General features: G+C 68.6%; 13 protein-coding genes. 9 read left to right on the forward strand and 4 right to left on the reverse strand.

The annotated features are described in order from the left end of the window. Nucleotides 1-59 precede the first annotated feature (59 nt). The 4 genes from B7L05_RS10310 to B7L05_RS10325 all read left to right on the forward strand — a co-directional run bounded on the left by B7L05_RS10310 (nucleotide 60) and on the right by B7L05_RS10325 (nucleotide 4,107). Nucleotides 60-824: a sulfite exporter TauE/SafE family protein gene (locus B7L05_RS10310; protein ID WP_085810189.1), complete on the forward strand. Its 765-nt coding sequence runs from the start codon at nucleotides 60-62 to the stop codon at nucleotides 822-824. A gap of 70 nt (nucleotides 825-894) precedes the next feature. After that, on the forward strand, nucleotides 895-1,797 hold the full coding sequence (locus B7L05_RS10315) for a hydrogen peroxide-inducible genes activator (protein ID WP_085810190.1): 903 nt from the start codon (nucleotides 895-897) through the stop codon (nucleotides 1,795-1,797). A 115-nt stretch (nucleotides 1,798-1,912) separates the two neighbouring features. After that, nucleotides 1,913-2,962, forward strand: coding sequence for a phosphotransferase family protein (locus B7L05_RS10320; protein WP_085810191.1), 1,050 nt, complete (start codon nucleotides 1,913-1,915; stop codon nucleotides 2,960-2,962). Between the two features lie 5 nt (nucleotides 2,963-2,967). Then, nucleotides 2,968-4,107, forward strand: coding sequence for an epoxide hydrolase family protein (locus tag B7L05_RS10325; RefSeq protein WP_085810192.1), 1,140 nt, complete (start codon nucleotides 2,968-2,970; stop codon nucleotides 4,105-4,107). Nucleotides 4,108-4,213: 106 nt separating this feature from the next. Here B7L05_RS10325 and gatB read toward each other — a convergent pair whose 3' ends face one another. Genes gatB through gatC form a run of 3 tightly spaced genes read right to left on the reverse strand, consistent with a single transcriptional unit; the run spans nucleotide 4,214 to nucleotide 7,549 of the window. Then, nucleotides 4,214-5,677 carry an Asp-tRNA(Asn)/Glu-tRNA(Gln) amidotransferase subunit GatB gene (gatB, locus tag B7L05_RS10330; RefSeq protein WP_085810193.1) on the reverse strand — a complete coding sequence of 488 codons (1,464 nt, stop codon included), beginning with the start codon at nucleotides 5,675-5,677 and terminating at the stop codon, nucleotides 4,214-4,216. Nucleotides 5,678-5,715: 38 nt separating this feature from the next. Then, nucleotides 5,716-7,200: an Asp-tRNA(Asn)/Glu-tRNA(Gln) amidotransferase subunit GatA gene (gatA, locus tag B7L05_RS10335; protein WP_085810194.1), complete on the reverse strand. Its 1,485-nt coding sequence runs from the start codon at nucleotides 7,198-7,200 to the stop codon at nucleotides 5,716-5,718. 46 nt (nucleotides 7,201-7,246) lie between these two features. Continuing rightward, nucleotides 7,247-7,549, reverse strand: a complete 303-nt coding sequence (gatC, locus tag B7L05_RS10340; protein ID WP_085810195.1) for an Asp-tRNA(Asn)/Glu-tRNA(Gln) amidotransferase subunit GatC — start codon at nucleotides 7,547-7,549, stop codon at nucleotides 7,247-7,249. Between the two features lie 84 nt (nucleotides 7,550-7,633). Between gatC and B7L05_RS10345 the strand changes: the two genes are divergently transcribed. The 4 genes from B7L05_RS10345 (at nucleotide 7,634) to B7L05_RS10360 (ending at nucleotide 11,449) form a co-directional block, all read left to right on the forward strand. Further along, complete coding sequence (locus tag B7L05_RS10345) at nucleotides 7,634-8,734, forward strand: DUF3089 domain-containing protein (RefSeq protein WP_085810196.1); 1,101 nt, start codon at nucleotides 7,634-7,636, stop codon at nucleotides 8,732-8,734. Beyond that, complete coding sequence (gene ruvX / locus B7L05_RS10350) at nucleotides 8,731-9,189, forward strand: Holliday junction resolvase RuvX (RefSeq protein WP_085810197.1); 459 nt, start codon at nucleotides 8,731-8,733, stop codon at nucleotides 9,187-9,189. Before B7L05_RS10345 ends, ruvX begins: the two co-directional genes overlap by 4 nt. A gap of 65 nt (nucleotides 9,190-9,254) precedes the next feature. Next, entirely contained in the window at nucleotides 9,255-10,241 is a 987-nt protein-coding gene (locus B7L05_RS10355) for an aspartate carbamoyltransferase catalytic subunit (RefSeq protein ID WP_085810198.1), read from the forward strand. Continuing rightward, nucleotides 10,238-11,449, forward strand: a complete 1,212-nt coding sequence (locus tag B7L05_RS10360) for a dihydroorotase family protein (protein WP_085810199.1) — start codon at nucleotides 10,238-10,240, stop codon at nucleotides 11,447-11,449. The genes B7L05_RS10355 and B7L05_RS10360 overlap by 4 nt, the downstream gene beginning before the upstream one ends. Before the next feature lie 44 nt (nucleotides 11,450-11,493). Here B7L05_RS10360 and B7L05_RS10365 read toward each other — a convergent pair whose 3' ends face one another. Further along, nucleotides 11,494-12,816 carry a tetratricopeptide repeat protein gene (locus tag B7L05_RS10365; protein WP_085810200.1) on the reverse strand — a complete coding sequence of 441 codons (1,323 nt, stop codon included), beginning with the start codon at nucleotides 12,814-12,816 and terminating at the stop codon, nucleotides 11,494-11,496. A gap of 344 nt (nucleotides 12,817-13,160) precedes the next feature. Between B7L05_RS10365 and B7L05_RS10370 the strand changes: the two genes are divergently transcribed. After that, the gene (locus B7L05_RS10370; protein ID WP_085810201.1) at nucleotides 13,161-14,171 is read left to right on the forward strand and encodes an SPOR domain-containing protein; all 1,011 of its coding nucleotides are present in this window, start codon (nucleotides 13,161-13,163) and stop codon (nucleotides 14,169-14,171) included.

The raw sequence follows: 14,171 nt of genomic DNA on the forward strand, positions 1-14,171 counted from the left end.
GTAGGATATCGACGGTTACGCCACGCGGCGTTTTCTCAACCGCCGTGGGGGAAACGGGCTTGGACTTGTCGTTGGTCACCCTCGAAGGGCTGGTGCCATTTATCCTCGTCGGGTTCGGCGCGCAGATCGTCGACGGGGCGCTCGGCATGGCGTTCGGCGTGATTTGCAACACGTTGCTCGTTGCGGTGATCGGCCTGCCCCCCGCACGCGCGTCGGCGAACGTCCATATCGTCGAGGCATTCACCACCGCCGTCTCCGGCATCAGCCACGTCCTTCACGGTAACGTCGACCGTTCGCTGTTCCTGCGGCTGCTGATCCCCGGCATGATCGGCGGTATCGGCGGCGCGTATCTCATCACCAACGTCGACGGCGACACGGTGAAGCCGTTCGTCCTCGCCTATCTCGTCGCGATCGGCATCTACCTCCTCGTCCGTGGACTGTTTTTTCCGCCCAAGACGCAGAAGCCCAAGGTGGTCGAGCCGCTCGGCCTGATCGGCGGCTTCCTCGATGCCGCGGGCGGCGGCGGCTGGGGCCCGGTCGTCACGTCGAACCTGCTCGTCCAAGGCGTCGAGCCGCGCCGCGTGGTCGGCACCGTCAATTCGGTCGAATTCTTCCTCACGATCACCGTCTCGGCGACCTTCATCTACCATCTTGGGATCGCTGATTTCGCAATGGCCACCGTCGGGCTGCTGATCGGCGGCGTCTGTGCCGCGCCGTTCGGCGCGATCGCCGCCAAGCGGATCCCCACGCGCACCATGCTGATCCTCGTCGGCGTCGTACTGATGATCACCAGCATCTACGGCTTCGTCAACGCCGTCCTGTGACGGCCGAATAGTGCTGTTCGCAATCGATCGGGCAAGTTAAGCGGCGACGCATGATCGATCGGGACGATTGATGGCCGCGACCTACCTGCCAACGCTCAAGCAGCTGCAATATCTCATCGCCCTGAAGGATCAGGGCCACTTCGGCCGCGCGGCGGAAAGCGTGTTTGTTACCCAGTCGACGCTATCGGCGGGCATCCGTGAGCTCGAAACGCTGATCGGCGTCACGCTCGTCGAGCGCACGCGGCGTGTCGTCCGCTTCACCCCGCTCGGCGAGGCCATGGTCGCCAAGGCACGCCGCGTCGTGCGCGAGGCGGAGGAATTCGGCGACATGGCACGCGCCGCCGGACGCCCGCTGTCGGGCGAGCTGCGGATGAGCGTCATCCCCACCATCGCACCGTTCCTGCTGCCGCGGGTGCTCCCGCGACTGCGCGCCGACTTTCCGGACCTGCGGCTGTTCCTGCGCGAGGAAACGAGCGCCGCGGCGTGCGATTCGCTGCAGAGCGGGCGTGCCGACTGCGTCCTTCTCGCCCTGCCCTATGCGTGCGGCGAAGTGACCGCCGCGCCGCTGTTCGACGACCGCCTGTTCCTCGCTTTTCCGGAGGGCGAGTTGCCCGAAGGCGCGGCGCCGATTTCCCCCGCCGATATCGACGAGACGCGACTGCTGCTGCTCGAGGACGGGCACTGCCTCAAGGATCACGCGCTCGCCGCGTGCAACCGCCCCGAATTGCGTGCCGAGGCGACGATGATGGGCACGTCGCTCCACACCATCGTCCAGATGGTCGACAACAAGCTTGGCATGACGATGCTGCCCGAACTCGCGATCAGCGCGGGCATCCTCGATCATACCGGCATCGCCGCGCGCCCGCTCGGCGGCGAGAACCCGAAGCGCACCGTCGCGCTGGCGTGGCGCCGTGCCAGCCCACGCGAGCGGGATTTCCGGCTCCTCGCTGAAATCCTTGCCACCTTTCACTGACGCGCTTTTCCCGCTTCATTTTCCCGCCCGGTTCGCGCTAGGTGAAATTAAGCCGCCTGCATTAATCGGCGGCGGTCGGGAGAGCGTTCATGGTCATACGTCGGGCAATCACGGCATGAGCGGCTCGTCGGGCGCGAGGCTGAGCGAGGTCGGCGAACGGCATCGCCTCGACGAGGCGAAGCTCGCCGAGTGGCTCGATCGCAACGTCGACGGGTTCGGCCGCGGGATGCAGGTCCGCCAGTTCGTCGGTGGCGCGTCGAACCCCACATTCATGCTGTCGACGGACGCGGGCGACTATGTCCTGCGCAAGAAGCCGCCCGGCCAGCTCCTCGCCAGCGCGCATCAGGTCGATCGCGAATATCGCGTGATGGCGGCGTTGCGCGACACGCCCGTCCCCGTCCCCAATATGCGTGCGCTGTGCGATGACCCGGCGATCATCGGCACGCCCTTCTACGTGATGGATTATCTCGAAGGGCGCATCTTCCGCGACGCGACGCTCCCCGACTTGACGCCAGCCGAGCGCAGCGGGGTCTACGATCAACTCAATCAGACGCTCGCATCGCTACACCAGGTCGATCATCGCGCCGTCGGGCTGGAGGATTACGGCCGCCCGACCGGCTATTTTGACCGCCAGATCGCCCGCTGGATCAAGCAGTATCGCGGTGCCGAGACGCAGCCGATCCCGGCAATGGAGGCGCTGATCGCCGAGCTACCCGGCCGCGTGCCGCGTGACGAGGCGGTCTCGATCGCACACGGTGACTATCGGCTCGAGAACGTCATGTTCCACCCGACCGAACCGCGGCTGATCGCGGTACTCGATTGGGAGCTGTCGACGATCGGTCATCCGCTCGCCGATCTCGGCTACAATTGCTTCATGTGGCATTCGACGTCGCCCACCTGGGGCACGTTGCAGGGCGTGGATTTCGCCACCAGCGGCATCCCGACTGAAGCGGACTATGTCGCGGCCTATTGCTGCCGCACCGGACGCGGCGACGCGATCGAGGACTGGAACTTCTATCTCGCTTTCGCCGTCTTCCGCCTCGCCTCGATCAGCCAGGGGGTCTACGCCCGCGCGCTCGCCGGGGTGACGCCGAACGCCGGCGAAGCGATCAACGGCACGCCGATGCTCGCCGAGCAGGCGCTCGCGATCCTGCGCAGGAGCTGAACCGGATGACCGACGCGATCGACGCGTTCGTTCTCGATGTGCCGCAAGCGGCGCTCGACGATCTTGCCGCCCGGCTCGCGCTTACGCGCTGGCCCGAACGCGAGACGGTCGACGGCTGGCAGCAAGGCGTGCCGCTCGACGCCGCCCGTGCATTGGTCGATTACTGGCAGCACAAATATGACTGGCGCCGCTGCGAGGCTGCGCTCAACGCCGTCGGCCAGTTCACGACGGTGATCGACGGGCTCAGGCTGCACTTCCTCCATCGCCGGTCGCCGGAGCCGAACGCGCTCCCGATCGTCATCACGCACGGTTGGCCGGGTTCGGTGATCGAGTTCATGAAAGTCATTGGTCCGCTGACGGATCCGGTCGCGCATGGCGGCCGCGCCGAGGACGCGTTCCACGTCGTCTGCCCGTCGCTGCCCGGCTACGGCTTCTCCGAGCGCCCGACCGAGGGCTGGCCGGTGCCGCGCATCGCCAAGGCGTGGATCGCGCTGATGAAGCGGCTGGGCTACGATCGCTTCGTCGCGCAGGGCGGCGACTGGGGATCCGCCGTCACCACCGCGATCGGCGCGTGCGGCGATCCAGCGGTAGCCGGCATCCATCTCAACATGCTCGTCGTTCGCCCCACGCCGGAGGACATGGCGGACCTCACCGCTGAGGAGAAAGACTCGCTCGAGCGCCTCCAGCGCTACATGAAGGACGGCAACGGCTATTCGCAGCAGCAGGCAACGCGGCCGCAGACGCTCGGCTACGGGCTCGTCGATTCGCCCGTCGGCCAGGCGATGTGGATCTACGAGAAGTTTCGCGAGTGGGCCGATTGCGACGGCACGCCCGAGACCGCGCTGACCCGCGACGAGATGCTCGACGACATCATGCTCTACTGGCTCACCGGCACCGGCGCCTCATCGGCGCGGCTCTACTGGGAGAGCTTCGGATCGTTCGGCGCGGGCGAGGTCAAGGTGCCGACCGGCCACAGCATCTTCCCGAAGGAGATCTTCAAGGCCTCGCGCCGCTGGGCCGAGCGGCAATATACCGACATCATCCACTGGAACGAACTGCCGCGCGGCGGTCATTTCGCGGCGTTCGAGCAGCCCGATCTGTTCGTCGAAGAGGTCCGCGCGACGTTCCGGTCGCTCCGCCGGTAGCGCCGATGAGCGAGGCTGATTCGCAAACTGTGCTAGCCAGCAGCCATTCCTCCGCTGGCGCTACGTTCCCGCGTCCGGCGCGCAATGCGCCCGCGACGCTTGCGCCTTACCCTAGCGCCTTCTTCAACAGCGCGTTGACGACGCCGGGATTGGCCTTCCCGCCCATCGCCTTCATTGTCTGACCGACGAAGAAGCCGAACAGCGCCTCCTTACCGCCGCGATACTGTTCGAGCTGGTTCGGGTTCTTCGCCAGCACTTCGGCGATCACCCCTTCGATCGCGCCGATGTCGCTGGTCTGCTTCAGCCCGCGCTCCTCGACGATCTTGCCCGGCGCGTCGCCCGTCTCGAGCATCACCTCGAACACCTGCTTAGCGAGGCTGCCCGACAGCGTACCGTCGGCCACCAGTGCGAGCAGCTCGGCCGCCTGCCCCGGCGTCACCGGGGACTGGGTAATGTCCATGCCGATGCGGTTGAGCGCGCCGAACAACTCGCCCGTCACCCAGTTCGACGCCGCCGCAGGCGCCGCGCCCGCCTCGAGCAGCGCGTCGAACCAGCGCGCCGTCTCCACCTCGGCGGTCAGCACGTCGGCATTGTACGGCGTGATGCCGAGTCCCTCGTAGCGCTTGCGCTTGGCGTCGGGCAGTTCGGGCAACGACGCGCGGCACTCGTCGAGAAACGCATCGTCGAGTTCGAGCGGAAGAAGATCGGGATCGGGGAAGTAGCGATAGTCGTGCGCGTCTTCCTTCGAGCGCATCGACCGGGTCGTCCCGCTGTCGGGATTGAACAGCCGCGTCTCCTGCACGATCCGCTCGCCGGCCTCGATCGCGGCGACCTGACGCTTCGCCTCATATTCGATCGCCGCCATCACGAAGCGAACTGAATTGACATTCTTGGTCTCGGTCCGCGTCCCGAACTCATCGCCCGGCTTGCGCACGCTGACGTTCACGTCGGCGCGCATCGATCCCTGATCCATGTTGCCGTCGCACGAGCCGACGTACCGCAGGATCGCGCGTAGCTTCGTCAGGTAAGCGCCTGCTTCGGCGGGGGATCGCATGTCGGGCTTCGACACGATCTCCATCAGCGCCACGCCCGATCGATTGAGATCGACGTAGGACAGGCGCGGATGCTGATCGTGCATCAGCTTGCCCGCGTCCTGCTCGACGTGGATGCGCTCGACGCCGATCGTCTTGACGGTGTCGCCGTCCTCGATTTCCACCGTCCCCTCACCGACCAGCGGATGGTAGAGCTGCGAGATCTGGTAGCCCTGCGGCAGATCGGCGTAGAAATAATTCTTGCGATCGAACCGCGACCATTTGTTGATCTGCGCGTCGATCGCCATGCCGGTGCGCACCGCCTGGCGGATGCACTCGCGGTTCGGCACGGGCAGCATGCCGGGCATCGCCGCGTCGATCAGGCTCACCTGCGAATTGGGCTCCGCACCGAACGCCGTCGCCGCGCCCGAGAACAGCTTGGCGTTCGACGTCACCTGCGCGTGCACCTCGAGGCCGATCACGACCTCCCATTCGCCGGTGTCGCCCTTGATGCGATACGGTGCGCTTGCGTCAGCCATTGGCCTCATTCCCGAATACGAACGTCATCATCACGTGGTCACCACCACGCCTGCGGCCGGGCGACGAAGCCGGCGCGCTCCTCGATCGCCAGCGCGGCGTTGAGCACGCCCTGCTCGTCGAGCGCCTTGCCGATCACCTGCAAGCCGAGCGGCAGGCCGTGCTTGTCGAGCCCGCCCGGCACGCTCATCGCCGGCAGCCCGGCGAGGCTCGACGGCACGGTGAACACGTCGTTGAGATACATCGCGAGCGGATCGGCGCTCTTCTCGCCGAGCGCGAAGGCGGCCGACGGCGCGGTCGGCGTCAGCAGCACGTCGCACGTCTCCCATGCCCGATCGAAATCCTGCGCAATCAGTGTGCGCACCTTCGATGCCTGCGTGAAATAGGCGTCGTAGAAGCCCGCCGACAGCACGTAGGTGCCAATCAGGATGCGCCGCTTCACTTCCTCGCCAAAGCCGGCGGCTCGCGTCGCGGCGTACATCGCCTGAAGGTTCGCGCCATCGGGCAGGTCGCGCTGGCCGTAGCGCACGCCGTCGTAGCGCGCGAGGTTCGACGAGGCTTCGGCCGGCGCGATGATGTAATAGGCCGGCAGCGCGTATTTGGTGTGCGGCAGCGATACCTCGACCACCTCGGCGCCGGCGTCCTTCACCCACGCGATGCCCTGCTGCCACAGCGCCTCGATTTCCTCGGGCATGTTGTCGACGCGATATTCGCGCGGGATGCCAACGCGCTTGCCGGCGAGGCTCGCGTTCAACCCCTGCTCCCACTTCGGCACCGCGACGTCGAGCGAGGTCGAATCCTTCGCGTCGAAGCCGCTCATCGCCTCCAGCATGATCGCGCAGTCGCGCACGTCGCGCGCCATCGGCCCTGCCTGGTCGAGGCTCGAGGCGAAGGCGATCACGCCCCAGCGCGAGCAGCGGCCATAGGTCGGCTTGATCCCCGAGATGCCGGTGAACGCGGCGGGCTGGCGGATCGAACCGCCGGTGTCGGTGCCGGTCGCACCGGGGCACAGCCGCGCCGCGACTGCCGACGACGATCCGCCGGACGACCCGCCCGGCGCCAGCGCCGCATTGCCGCCGTCGTTGCGCCGCCACGGCGAAATGACGTTGCCGAACGCGCTCGTTTCGTTGGACGAACCCATCGCGAACTGGTCCATGTTGAGCTTGCCGAGCATGCCTGCACCCGCGTCCCACAGGCGCTGCGACACGGTCGATTCATATTGCGGCGTAAAGCCTTCGAGGATGTGGCTCGCCGCGGTCGACGGCACGCCCTTGGTGCAGAACAGATCTTTCATGCCGATCGGCACGCCGGCCAGCGGCCCCATCGTCTCGCCCTTCGCCCGCGCGGCATCCGCAGCGTCCGCTGCCGCCAGCGCATGGTCGGGCGTCTCAACCAGAAACGCGTTGAGCGGCTTCGCCGCCGCCACCGCAGCGTTGAAGGCGATCGCCACCTCGCGCGCCGAGAAGCTTCCGTCGCGCACGCCGTCGCGGATCTCGCGAATGCCAAGGTCGGTAAGGTCGGTCATGATCGAAACTCGATAGAGGAGAATGGCCGGCGCGGCCTCACCCGCGTCACTCGATCACCTTTGGCACGGTGAAGAAGCCGTGCTCGGCCTGCGGCGCGTTCGCCAGCACCGCCTCGCGGATGCCGCCGCCGGTCAGCGCATCGGCGTTGACCACATCGTCGCGCAGCCGTTGCTTGTTGGCGATGACCGCCGTCATCGGCGCGACGCTGCTGGTGTCGACTTCGCCCAGCTGCTCGATCCAGCCGAGGATGTTGTTGAGCTCGGGTACGAGGCGTTCGGCGCTCTCGTCGTCGATCGCGATGCGGGCGAGGCTCGCGACCTTCTTCACGGTGGCGGTATCTACGGACATGGCCGGCGCGCTACCATTGCTGCGCTGCGCAACGCAATGCCGCACTGTTGCGTACGCCGCGCGGCTCGGGCAGGCGCAGCGATCATGGCCCGCAAGTTCCTCTACGTCGTCGCCTTCCTGATCGCGCTCGTGATCGTGGGGGCGCTCGCCTATCGCATCTGGGGCAACGACATCATCCGCTGGACCTTCGTTCCCGGTCGCCCGTTCGAGGAACAGGCCCAGGTCGCCGAGCGCCGTTACGACCGCCCCGACATGTGGCTGTCGCGCCCAGGGATCGCCAACGATCCGTCGCGGTGGACGCCGGCCGGCTACGCGCCGCGCAAGGATGCCGGCGGGGCGGCGGTGTTCTTCATTCACCCTACCTCCTATCTTAGCGACGATCACTGGAACGCGCCGCTCGGCGACAAGGAAGCGAACGATCGCGCCGCGCTGTTCCTGCGCGGCCAGGCGAGCGCCTTCAACGAGGTCGGCGAGATCTGGGCGCCGCGCTATCGTCAGGCGACGTTCGGCTCCTTCCTCACCGATGCCGCCGATGCGCAGCGCGCGCTCAACCTCGCTTACGGCGATATCCAGGTCGCGTTTGCCGCGTTCCTGCGCCAAATCAGCCCCGATCGCCCGATCGTGCTCGCCGGGCATAGCCAGGGCGCGCTGCACCTCACCCATCTGCTCAAGGACAGGGTGGCGGGTACGCCGCTCGCTCGCCGTATCGTAGCCGCCTATGTCGTCGGCTGGCCGGTCAGCCGCACCACCGATCTCGCCGCGATGGGCTTTCCGGAATGCACGCAGGCGGCGCAGCGCGGCTGCATCCTGTCGTGGGAAAGCTTTGCCGAGCCCGCCGATACGACGCTGATCACCGACACCTACGATCGCACGCGCGGCTTCGACGGCCAACCACGTCGCGGCACGCCGTTCGTCTGCACCAATCCGTTGACCGGCACCGCCAATGCCGTCGCGCCCGCCAGTGCCAATGCCGGCACGCTCTTTCCCGCCGCCGATCTCGCCACCGCGCAGATCACCGCCGGGCGCGTGCCAGCGCGTTGCGGCGATCGCGGCTTTCTGCTGATCGGCGAGGCGCCCGACGTCGGCCCCTACGTGCTGCCCGGCAACAACTATCACGTCTACGACTACAGCCTGTTCTGGGCCAACGTCCGCGCGGACGTAGCACGCCGCGCCGCCGCGCGATGATCACCCTTGCCGCCGCCGACTTCCGCGCCGCGCTGCCGAACGGCGGCCGCCTCCTCGGGCTAGATCTCGGCACCAAGACGATCGGCACCGCGCTTTGCGACGCCGGCTGGACCTTCGCAAGCCCCGCCGCGCTGATCCGGCGCCGCAAGTTCACGCAGGACAAGGCGGAGCTCGCCGCCGTGATCGCCGCGCAGCACGTTGCCGGCATCGTGCTAGGCCTGCCGCTCAACCTCGACGGCAGCGAGAGCCCGCGCAGCCAGTCAACACGTGCGTTCGCGCGCAACATCGCCGATCTCGGCCCGATCCTGCTGTGGGACGAGCGCTGGTCGACCGTCGCGGTCGAGCGCGTGATGATCGAACAGGACATGAGCCGGGCGAAGCGCGCCGAACGGATCGACAGCCTTGCCGCCGCGCATATCCTTCAAGCCGCGATCGACGCGCTGGTGCAGGGATAAAGGCAACGCCGACGCCATTTCGCAGGCTTGCCACCCCCCCGCCCCGCCACTATCCCGCCCCCTCGATGCCCCGATCGGATCACCGCCCCGCCTCGCTCATCCCCGGCGGCGCCGTTTTCCCGCATCGTCACCTTACCGGGATCGAGGGGCTTCAGCCGCACGAGATCACCTTCCTGCTCGACGAGGCCGAAGGCTGGATCGCCGCCAACCGCGATCGCGCCGCGCCCGACAAGCGCCTCGCCGGCCTTACCCAGATCAACGCCTTCTTCGAAAATTCGACGCGCACGCTGCTGAGCTTCGAGATCGCCGGCAAGCGGCTCGGCGCCGACGTCGTCAACATGCACGCCGCGCAGTCGAGCGTGAAGAAGGGCGAGACGCTGATCGACACGGCGATGACGCTCAACGCGATGCGCGCCGACGTCATCGTCATCCGCCACATGTCGTCGGGCGCGGTCCGGCTGATTGCCGACAAGGTCGACTGCCCCGTCCTCAACGCCGGCGACGGCCGCCACGAACATCCCACGCAAGCGCTGCTCGACGCGCTGACGATCCGCCGTCGCCGCGGCACGATCCACAACCAACGCGTCGTGATATGCGGCGACCTGCTGCACAGCCGAGTCGCGCGCTCCAACATCCTCGCGCTCACCGCGCTCGCCGCCGAGGTGCGCGTCTGTGCGCCGTCGACGCTGATGCCCGCCGCGATCGAGCGGATGGGGGTGACGCCGTTCACCGATTTCGACGCCGCGCTCGACGGGGCCGACGTCGTCATGATGCTGCGCCTGCAGACCGAGCGGATGGCCGGCGGCTACGTGCCGTCCAGCCGCGAGTACCGGTTGCGCTACGGCCTCACGCTCGAACGCCTCGCGCGCGCCAAGCCAGACGCGCTCGTCATGCACCCCGGCCCGATGAACCGCGGCGTGGAGATCGATTCGGCCGTCGCCGATCACGCCCGCTCGGCGATCACCGAGCAGGTCGAGATGGGCGTAGCCGTGCGCATGGCGTGCCTAGACGTGCTCACCCGCCGGGCGCGCGGCGTGGAGGGTTGGGCATGAACGGCGCGCTGCACTTCCGCAACGCGCGCATCGTCTGCCCGATCGTGGGCGAGCGCGAGGGCGACCTGTTCGTCGCGGGCGGGCGCATCGTCAATCAGGCGCCGGATGCCACGATCGTCGAATGCCACGGCAAGCTGCTGCTGCCGGCGATCGTCGACCTCGGCGTCGCCGCGATCGATCGCGCCGCCTTTCGCGCCGGCGGGATCGTGCGCGTCGGGCTGATGCCCGATCAGAGCCCCGTGCTCGACGAACCCGGCATCGTACAGCGATCGGCGCTTATCGGTCGGCCCGATCTGTGGATTCACCCGATCGCGGCGGCGACGCGCGGCCTTGCGGGCACCGATCTTGCCGAAATGGCGATCTGCGCCTCGGCCGGTGCGCGCGCGGTGGGCACCGGACGGCGCTGGATCGCCGACACCGGCGTGATGGCGCGCGTGCTCGCCTACGCCCGCGATTTGGGCCTCGCCGTCATCGCCCACGCCGAAGATGCCGGCCTGGTCGGCGACGCCGTCGCCACCGCAGGCGAGACGGCGACGCGGCTTGGCCTCCCTGCCGCCTCCGCGCTCGCCGAACCACTGGCGATCGCGCGTGACCTGATGCTTGCCGAAGAGGCCGACGCGCGGCTCCATCTGCGCCAGGTCACCACCGCCGCGGGGTTCGATCTCGTTCGTGCCGCGAAACGCCGCGGCGTCCGCGTCACCTGCGGGATTACGCCAGCGCATCTCCTGCTGTCGGACAATGCGATGAGCGATTTCCGCTCGTTCGCGCATCTCTCGCCGCCGCTGCGCAGCGACGCGGATCGCCACGCTGCGCTCGCCGCGCTCGCCGACGGCACGATTGATGTGCTATGTTCCGGCCACGATCCGCGCGGTCCGGAGGAGAAGCGCCTGCCGTTCGCCGATGCCGGCGCTGGCGCCGCTGGCGCGACAACGCTGCTGCCGCTCGCGCTCGGCCTCGTTCGGGACGAGCGGATCTCGCTCGCTCGGCTCGCCACGCTCCTGTCGCGCAACCCCGCCGCCGTGCTCGGGCTCGATGCCGGCACGCTTGCGCCGGGACACGAGGCGGACCTGATGCTGGTTGATCCCGATTCGCCGTGGCAGATCGATGCGGATACGCTGCCCGGCCTCGCCGGCAACACGCCGTTCGACGGGCTGCCGGTGCAGGGTCGCGTCCTGCGGCTTTTCAAGGGCGGTCGCGAACTCGTCTGATCGCCGGTATCAGGTGACGCGCCAGTCGGCGCGTCACCGAACAATCAGCGCGACGCCATCTGCACCTTGGCCGGCGCCGCCCAGCGGGCGACCTGATCCCCCGCCGCGGTGCGCACGAAGCACGTGCCCCCCGTCGCGCGATAGCCGCGGCACAGCGCGTTGGCGTCACCCTTGGCAAAGCCGCCGACCGACAGGCGGTAGAAGGATTTGAACGTCACGCCTGCGGGCGTCTGCTCCGCGAACGCGGGGTAGCGGCGCGTCGCACGGTTCCACGCATCCTTCGCGACGCCAGCCGACTCATAGGCGCCGAGCTGGACGAACCAATTGCCCTTGGCCGGAACGCGCGAGGCCGTGGCCGGCGTACGAGTGAGATCGGCCGCGGCGACCTGCACCGGTGCCGACTTGCCCTTTGCGCCTGCGACCGGTCGCGCAGCGGCAACCGCCGTCGCGCCAGCCGGCAGCGGCTGCACCACCTCTCGGCGGGCGGCGAAGCTCACGCCGCCGGCGCTGGCCGGTGCGGCAGCGACCGCAGCGACTTCGACGGGCGTTTCGGACACGGGTGCTGCATCGGCGGGCACCGGCGTAACCGGCTCCGCCACTGCGACCGCCGCTACCGGGACCGCGGCGTTGAGCGCCAGCGCGACCGGCTGGCCGGGATCCTTGACCGGCACGACGCCGAGCAGCGCCGAAACCTGGTCCGCCGCGCCCACTGGCCGCGCGAACGATGCCCACTCGACGATCCGCGCGTCGACCGCGGCCGGCGCCATGTCGATCCCTGCTACGCTGCGCGCTTCCTGCCACTGACCGGCCAGCGCCAGCACCAGCGCCAGATTCTGTCGCGTCTTGGCATCGGCGTCGGGCGTGCGCGCCGCCGCGGTGAGCAGCTCGACGCCGCCCGCCGGATCGCCGGCCAGCGCGATCGCCAGCCCGCGGTCGCGCGCCGGGATCGACGCGGCATGATCGTCGAGCGTCCTGCGCGCCTCGTCCCACTGCCCTTCGGCGATCATCGCCAGCGCCATGTTGAGTGCCGCCTTGCCGTTGCCCGGCGACAGCGCGAGCACATCGGCATAGGCAGCGTGCGCCGAGGTAAACCGCCCCGCCTTGAGATAGGCCGCGCCAAGCAGCGCGCGATAGTCCGCGTTCTGCGGCATGCCGGCGACTGCGGCTTCCGCAAAACCGATCGCCTTCGCGGCCTTCCCGCTAGCCATCGCCTTTGCGGCCTTCGAGGCGTTGCCGGCGGCGTTCTTCGCGAGCGCGCTATCGCTTCGGCTACTGGCCGAGGCGAGGCCACCGTTGGCACAGCCGACCATCGTTCCGCCCAGCATCAGCGCGGACAGGCTGAGCCCGGCAAGCGTGTTCATCTTCATGATCAATTCCCCGATCGATCGAAAGGTGTAGTGGAGGGCGGCGAGGCGCCCCGCGCGCCTGCCCCGTCTGTGAATCGCGCGGTGCGCCGCAGAAGGCGCTGCGCGGGCACCGCCGGATGCGCCGACGTGACGGAGCCTCCCTTCTGCGATGTGAATGCGAGAACGCGCATCTGCCGTGTGACACCTTATTCCTGTTCACCAACAGCCCTGGCATGAAGGTGGCTAAGGAAGCGTAAATGCGGCGCTTGGCGGGCCGATCACCGGCCGGCTATCCGGCCCTAGTCGGCCAGCACTATCTCGGGCATGTAGCTGGCCGGACCGGGGCGCATGATGGGGTGCAACGAATGAACAAGACGTATCTGATCTGCCTCGCCGGCCTTGTCATGGCGGCACCGGCGGCGGCCGACGTCAAGCAGGGCGTCGATGCGTGGAGCCGCGGCGACTATCGCACGGCGGTCGATACGTGGCGGCCGCTCGCCGCGGGGGGGGATGCCGACGCGCAGTTCAACCTCGGCCAGGCGTACAAGCTCGGCCGCGGCGTTCCCGTCGACCTGCCCGTCGCGATCGAGTGGTTCCGCAAGGCCGCCGCGCAGGGCCACATGCAGGCGATCGACAATTACGGGCTCGCGCTGTTCCAGGACGGCAAGAAGAGCGAGGCGCTGCCGTGGCTCGAAAAGTCCGCCGCGCGCGACGAGAAGCGCACGCAGCTCGTGCTCGGCACGATGCTGTTCAATGGCGATGGCGTGACGAAGGATTGGGTCCGCGCGTACGCACTCGTCACCCGTTCCTCGCAGCAGGGCTTGCCGCAGGCGTCGCAGACGCTGGCGCAGATGGACCAATATATCCCGGAGGCGCAGCGCCAGCAGGGGCTGACGCTCGCGCGCAAGTACGAGACCGATGCGCGTGCGCTCGCCGCCGCGATGCCGCCGCCACCCACCGGCCGTTCGGTCGGCACGTCGGCGCCAGTGCCAAACAGGACGGCGAGCCGGCCGGGCGCCGGCTACGGCGTACCCGGTCGCCCTGCGGCGGATGATCGTGCGCCGACCCCGCCCCGGCCCGCACCTACTACAACGCCGGCCAAGGTCGCGGCGGCCAAGCCCGCCCCCGCGACGCGCGCGCCTGCCACGCCGCGGCCCGCGGCGGGTGGCGCGTGGCGGATCCAGCTCGGCGCGTTCCGTGACGAGGGCAATGCCCGCAGCCTGTGGTCGCAGGTCGGCGGACGCACCGGTGGCAGCCCGAGCTACGCCAAGGCAGGCGGCGTCACGCGGCTGCAGGCGACCGGCTTCGCCTCCAAGGCGGCGGCGCAGGCCGCATGCCGCAAGTCAGGTGTCAGCTGCGTCGTCGTCGCGCCCTGA

It is taken from the genome of Sphingomonas sp. TZW2008, assembly GCF_002117915.1.
In the GTDB taxonomy this organism is placed as follows: domain Bacteria; phylum Pseudomonadota; class Alphaproteobacteria; order Sphingomonadales; family Sphingomonadaceae; genus Sphingomonas.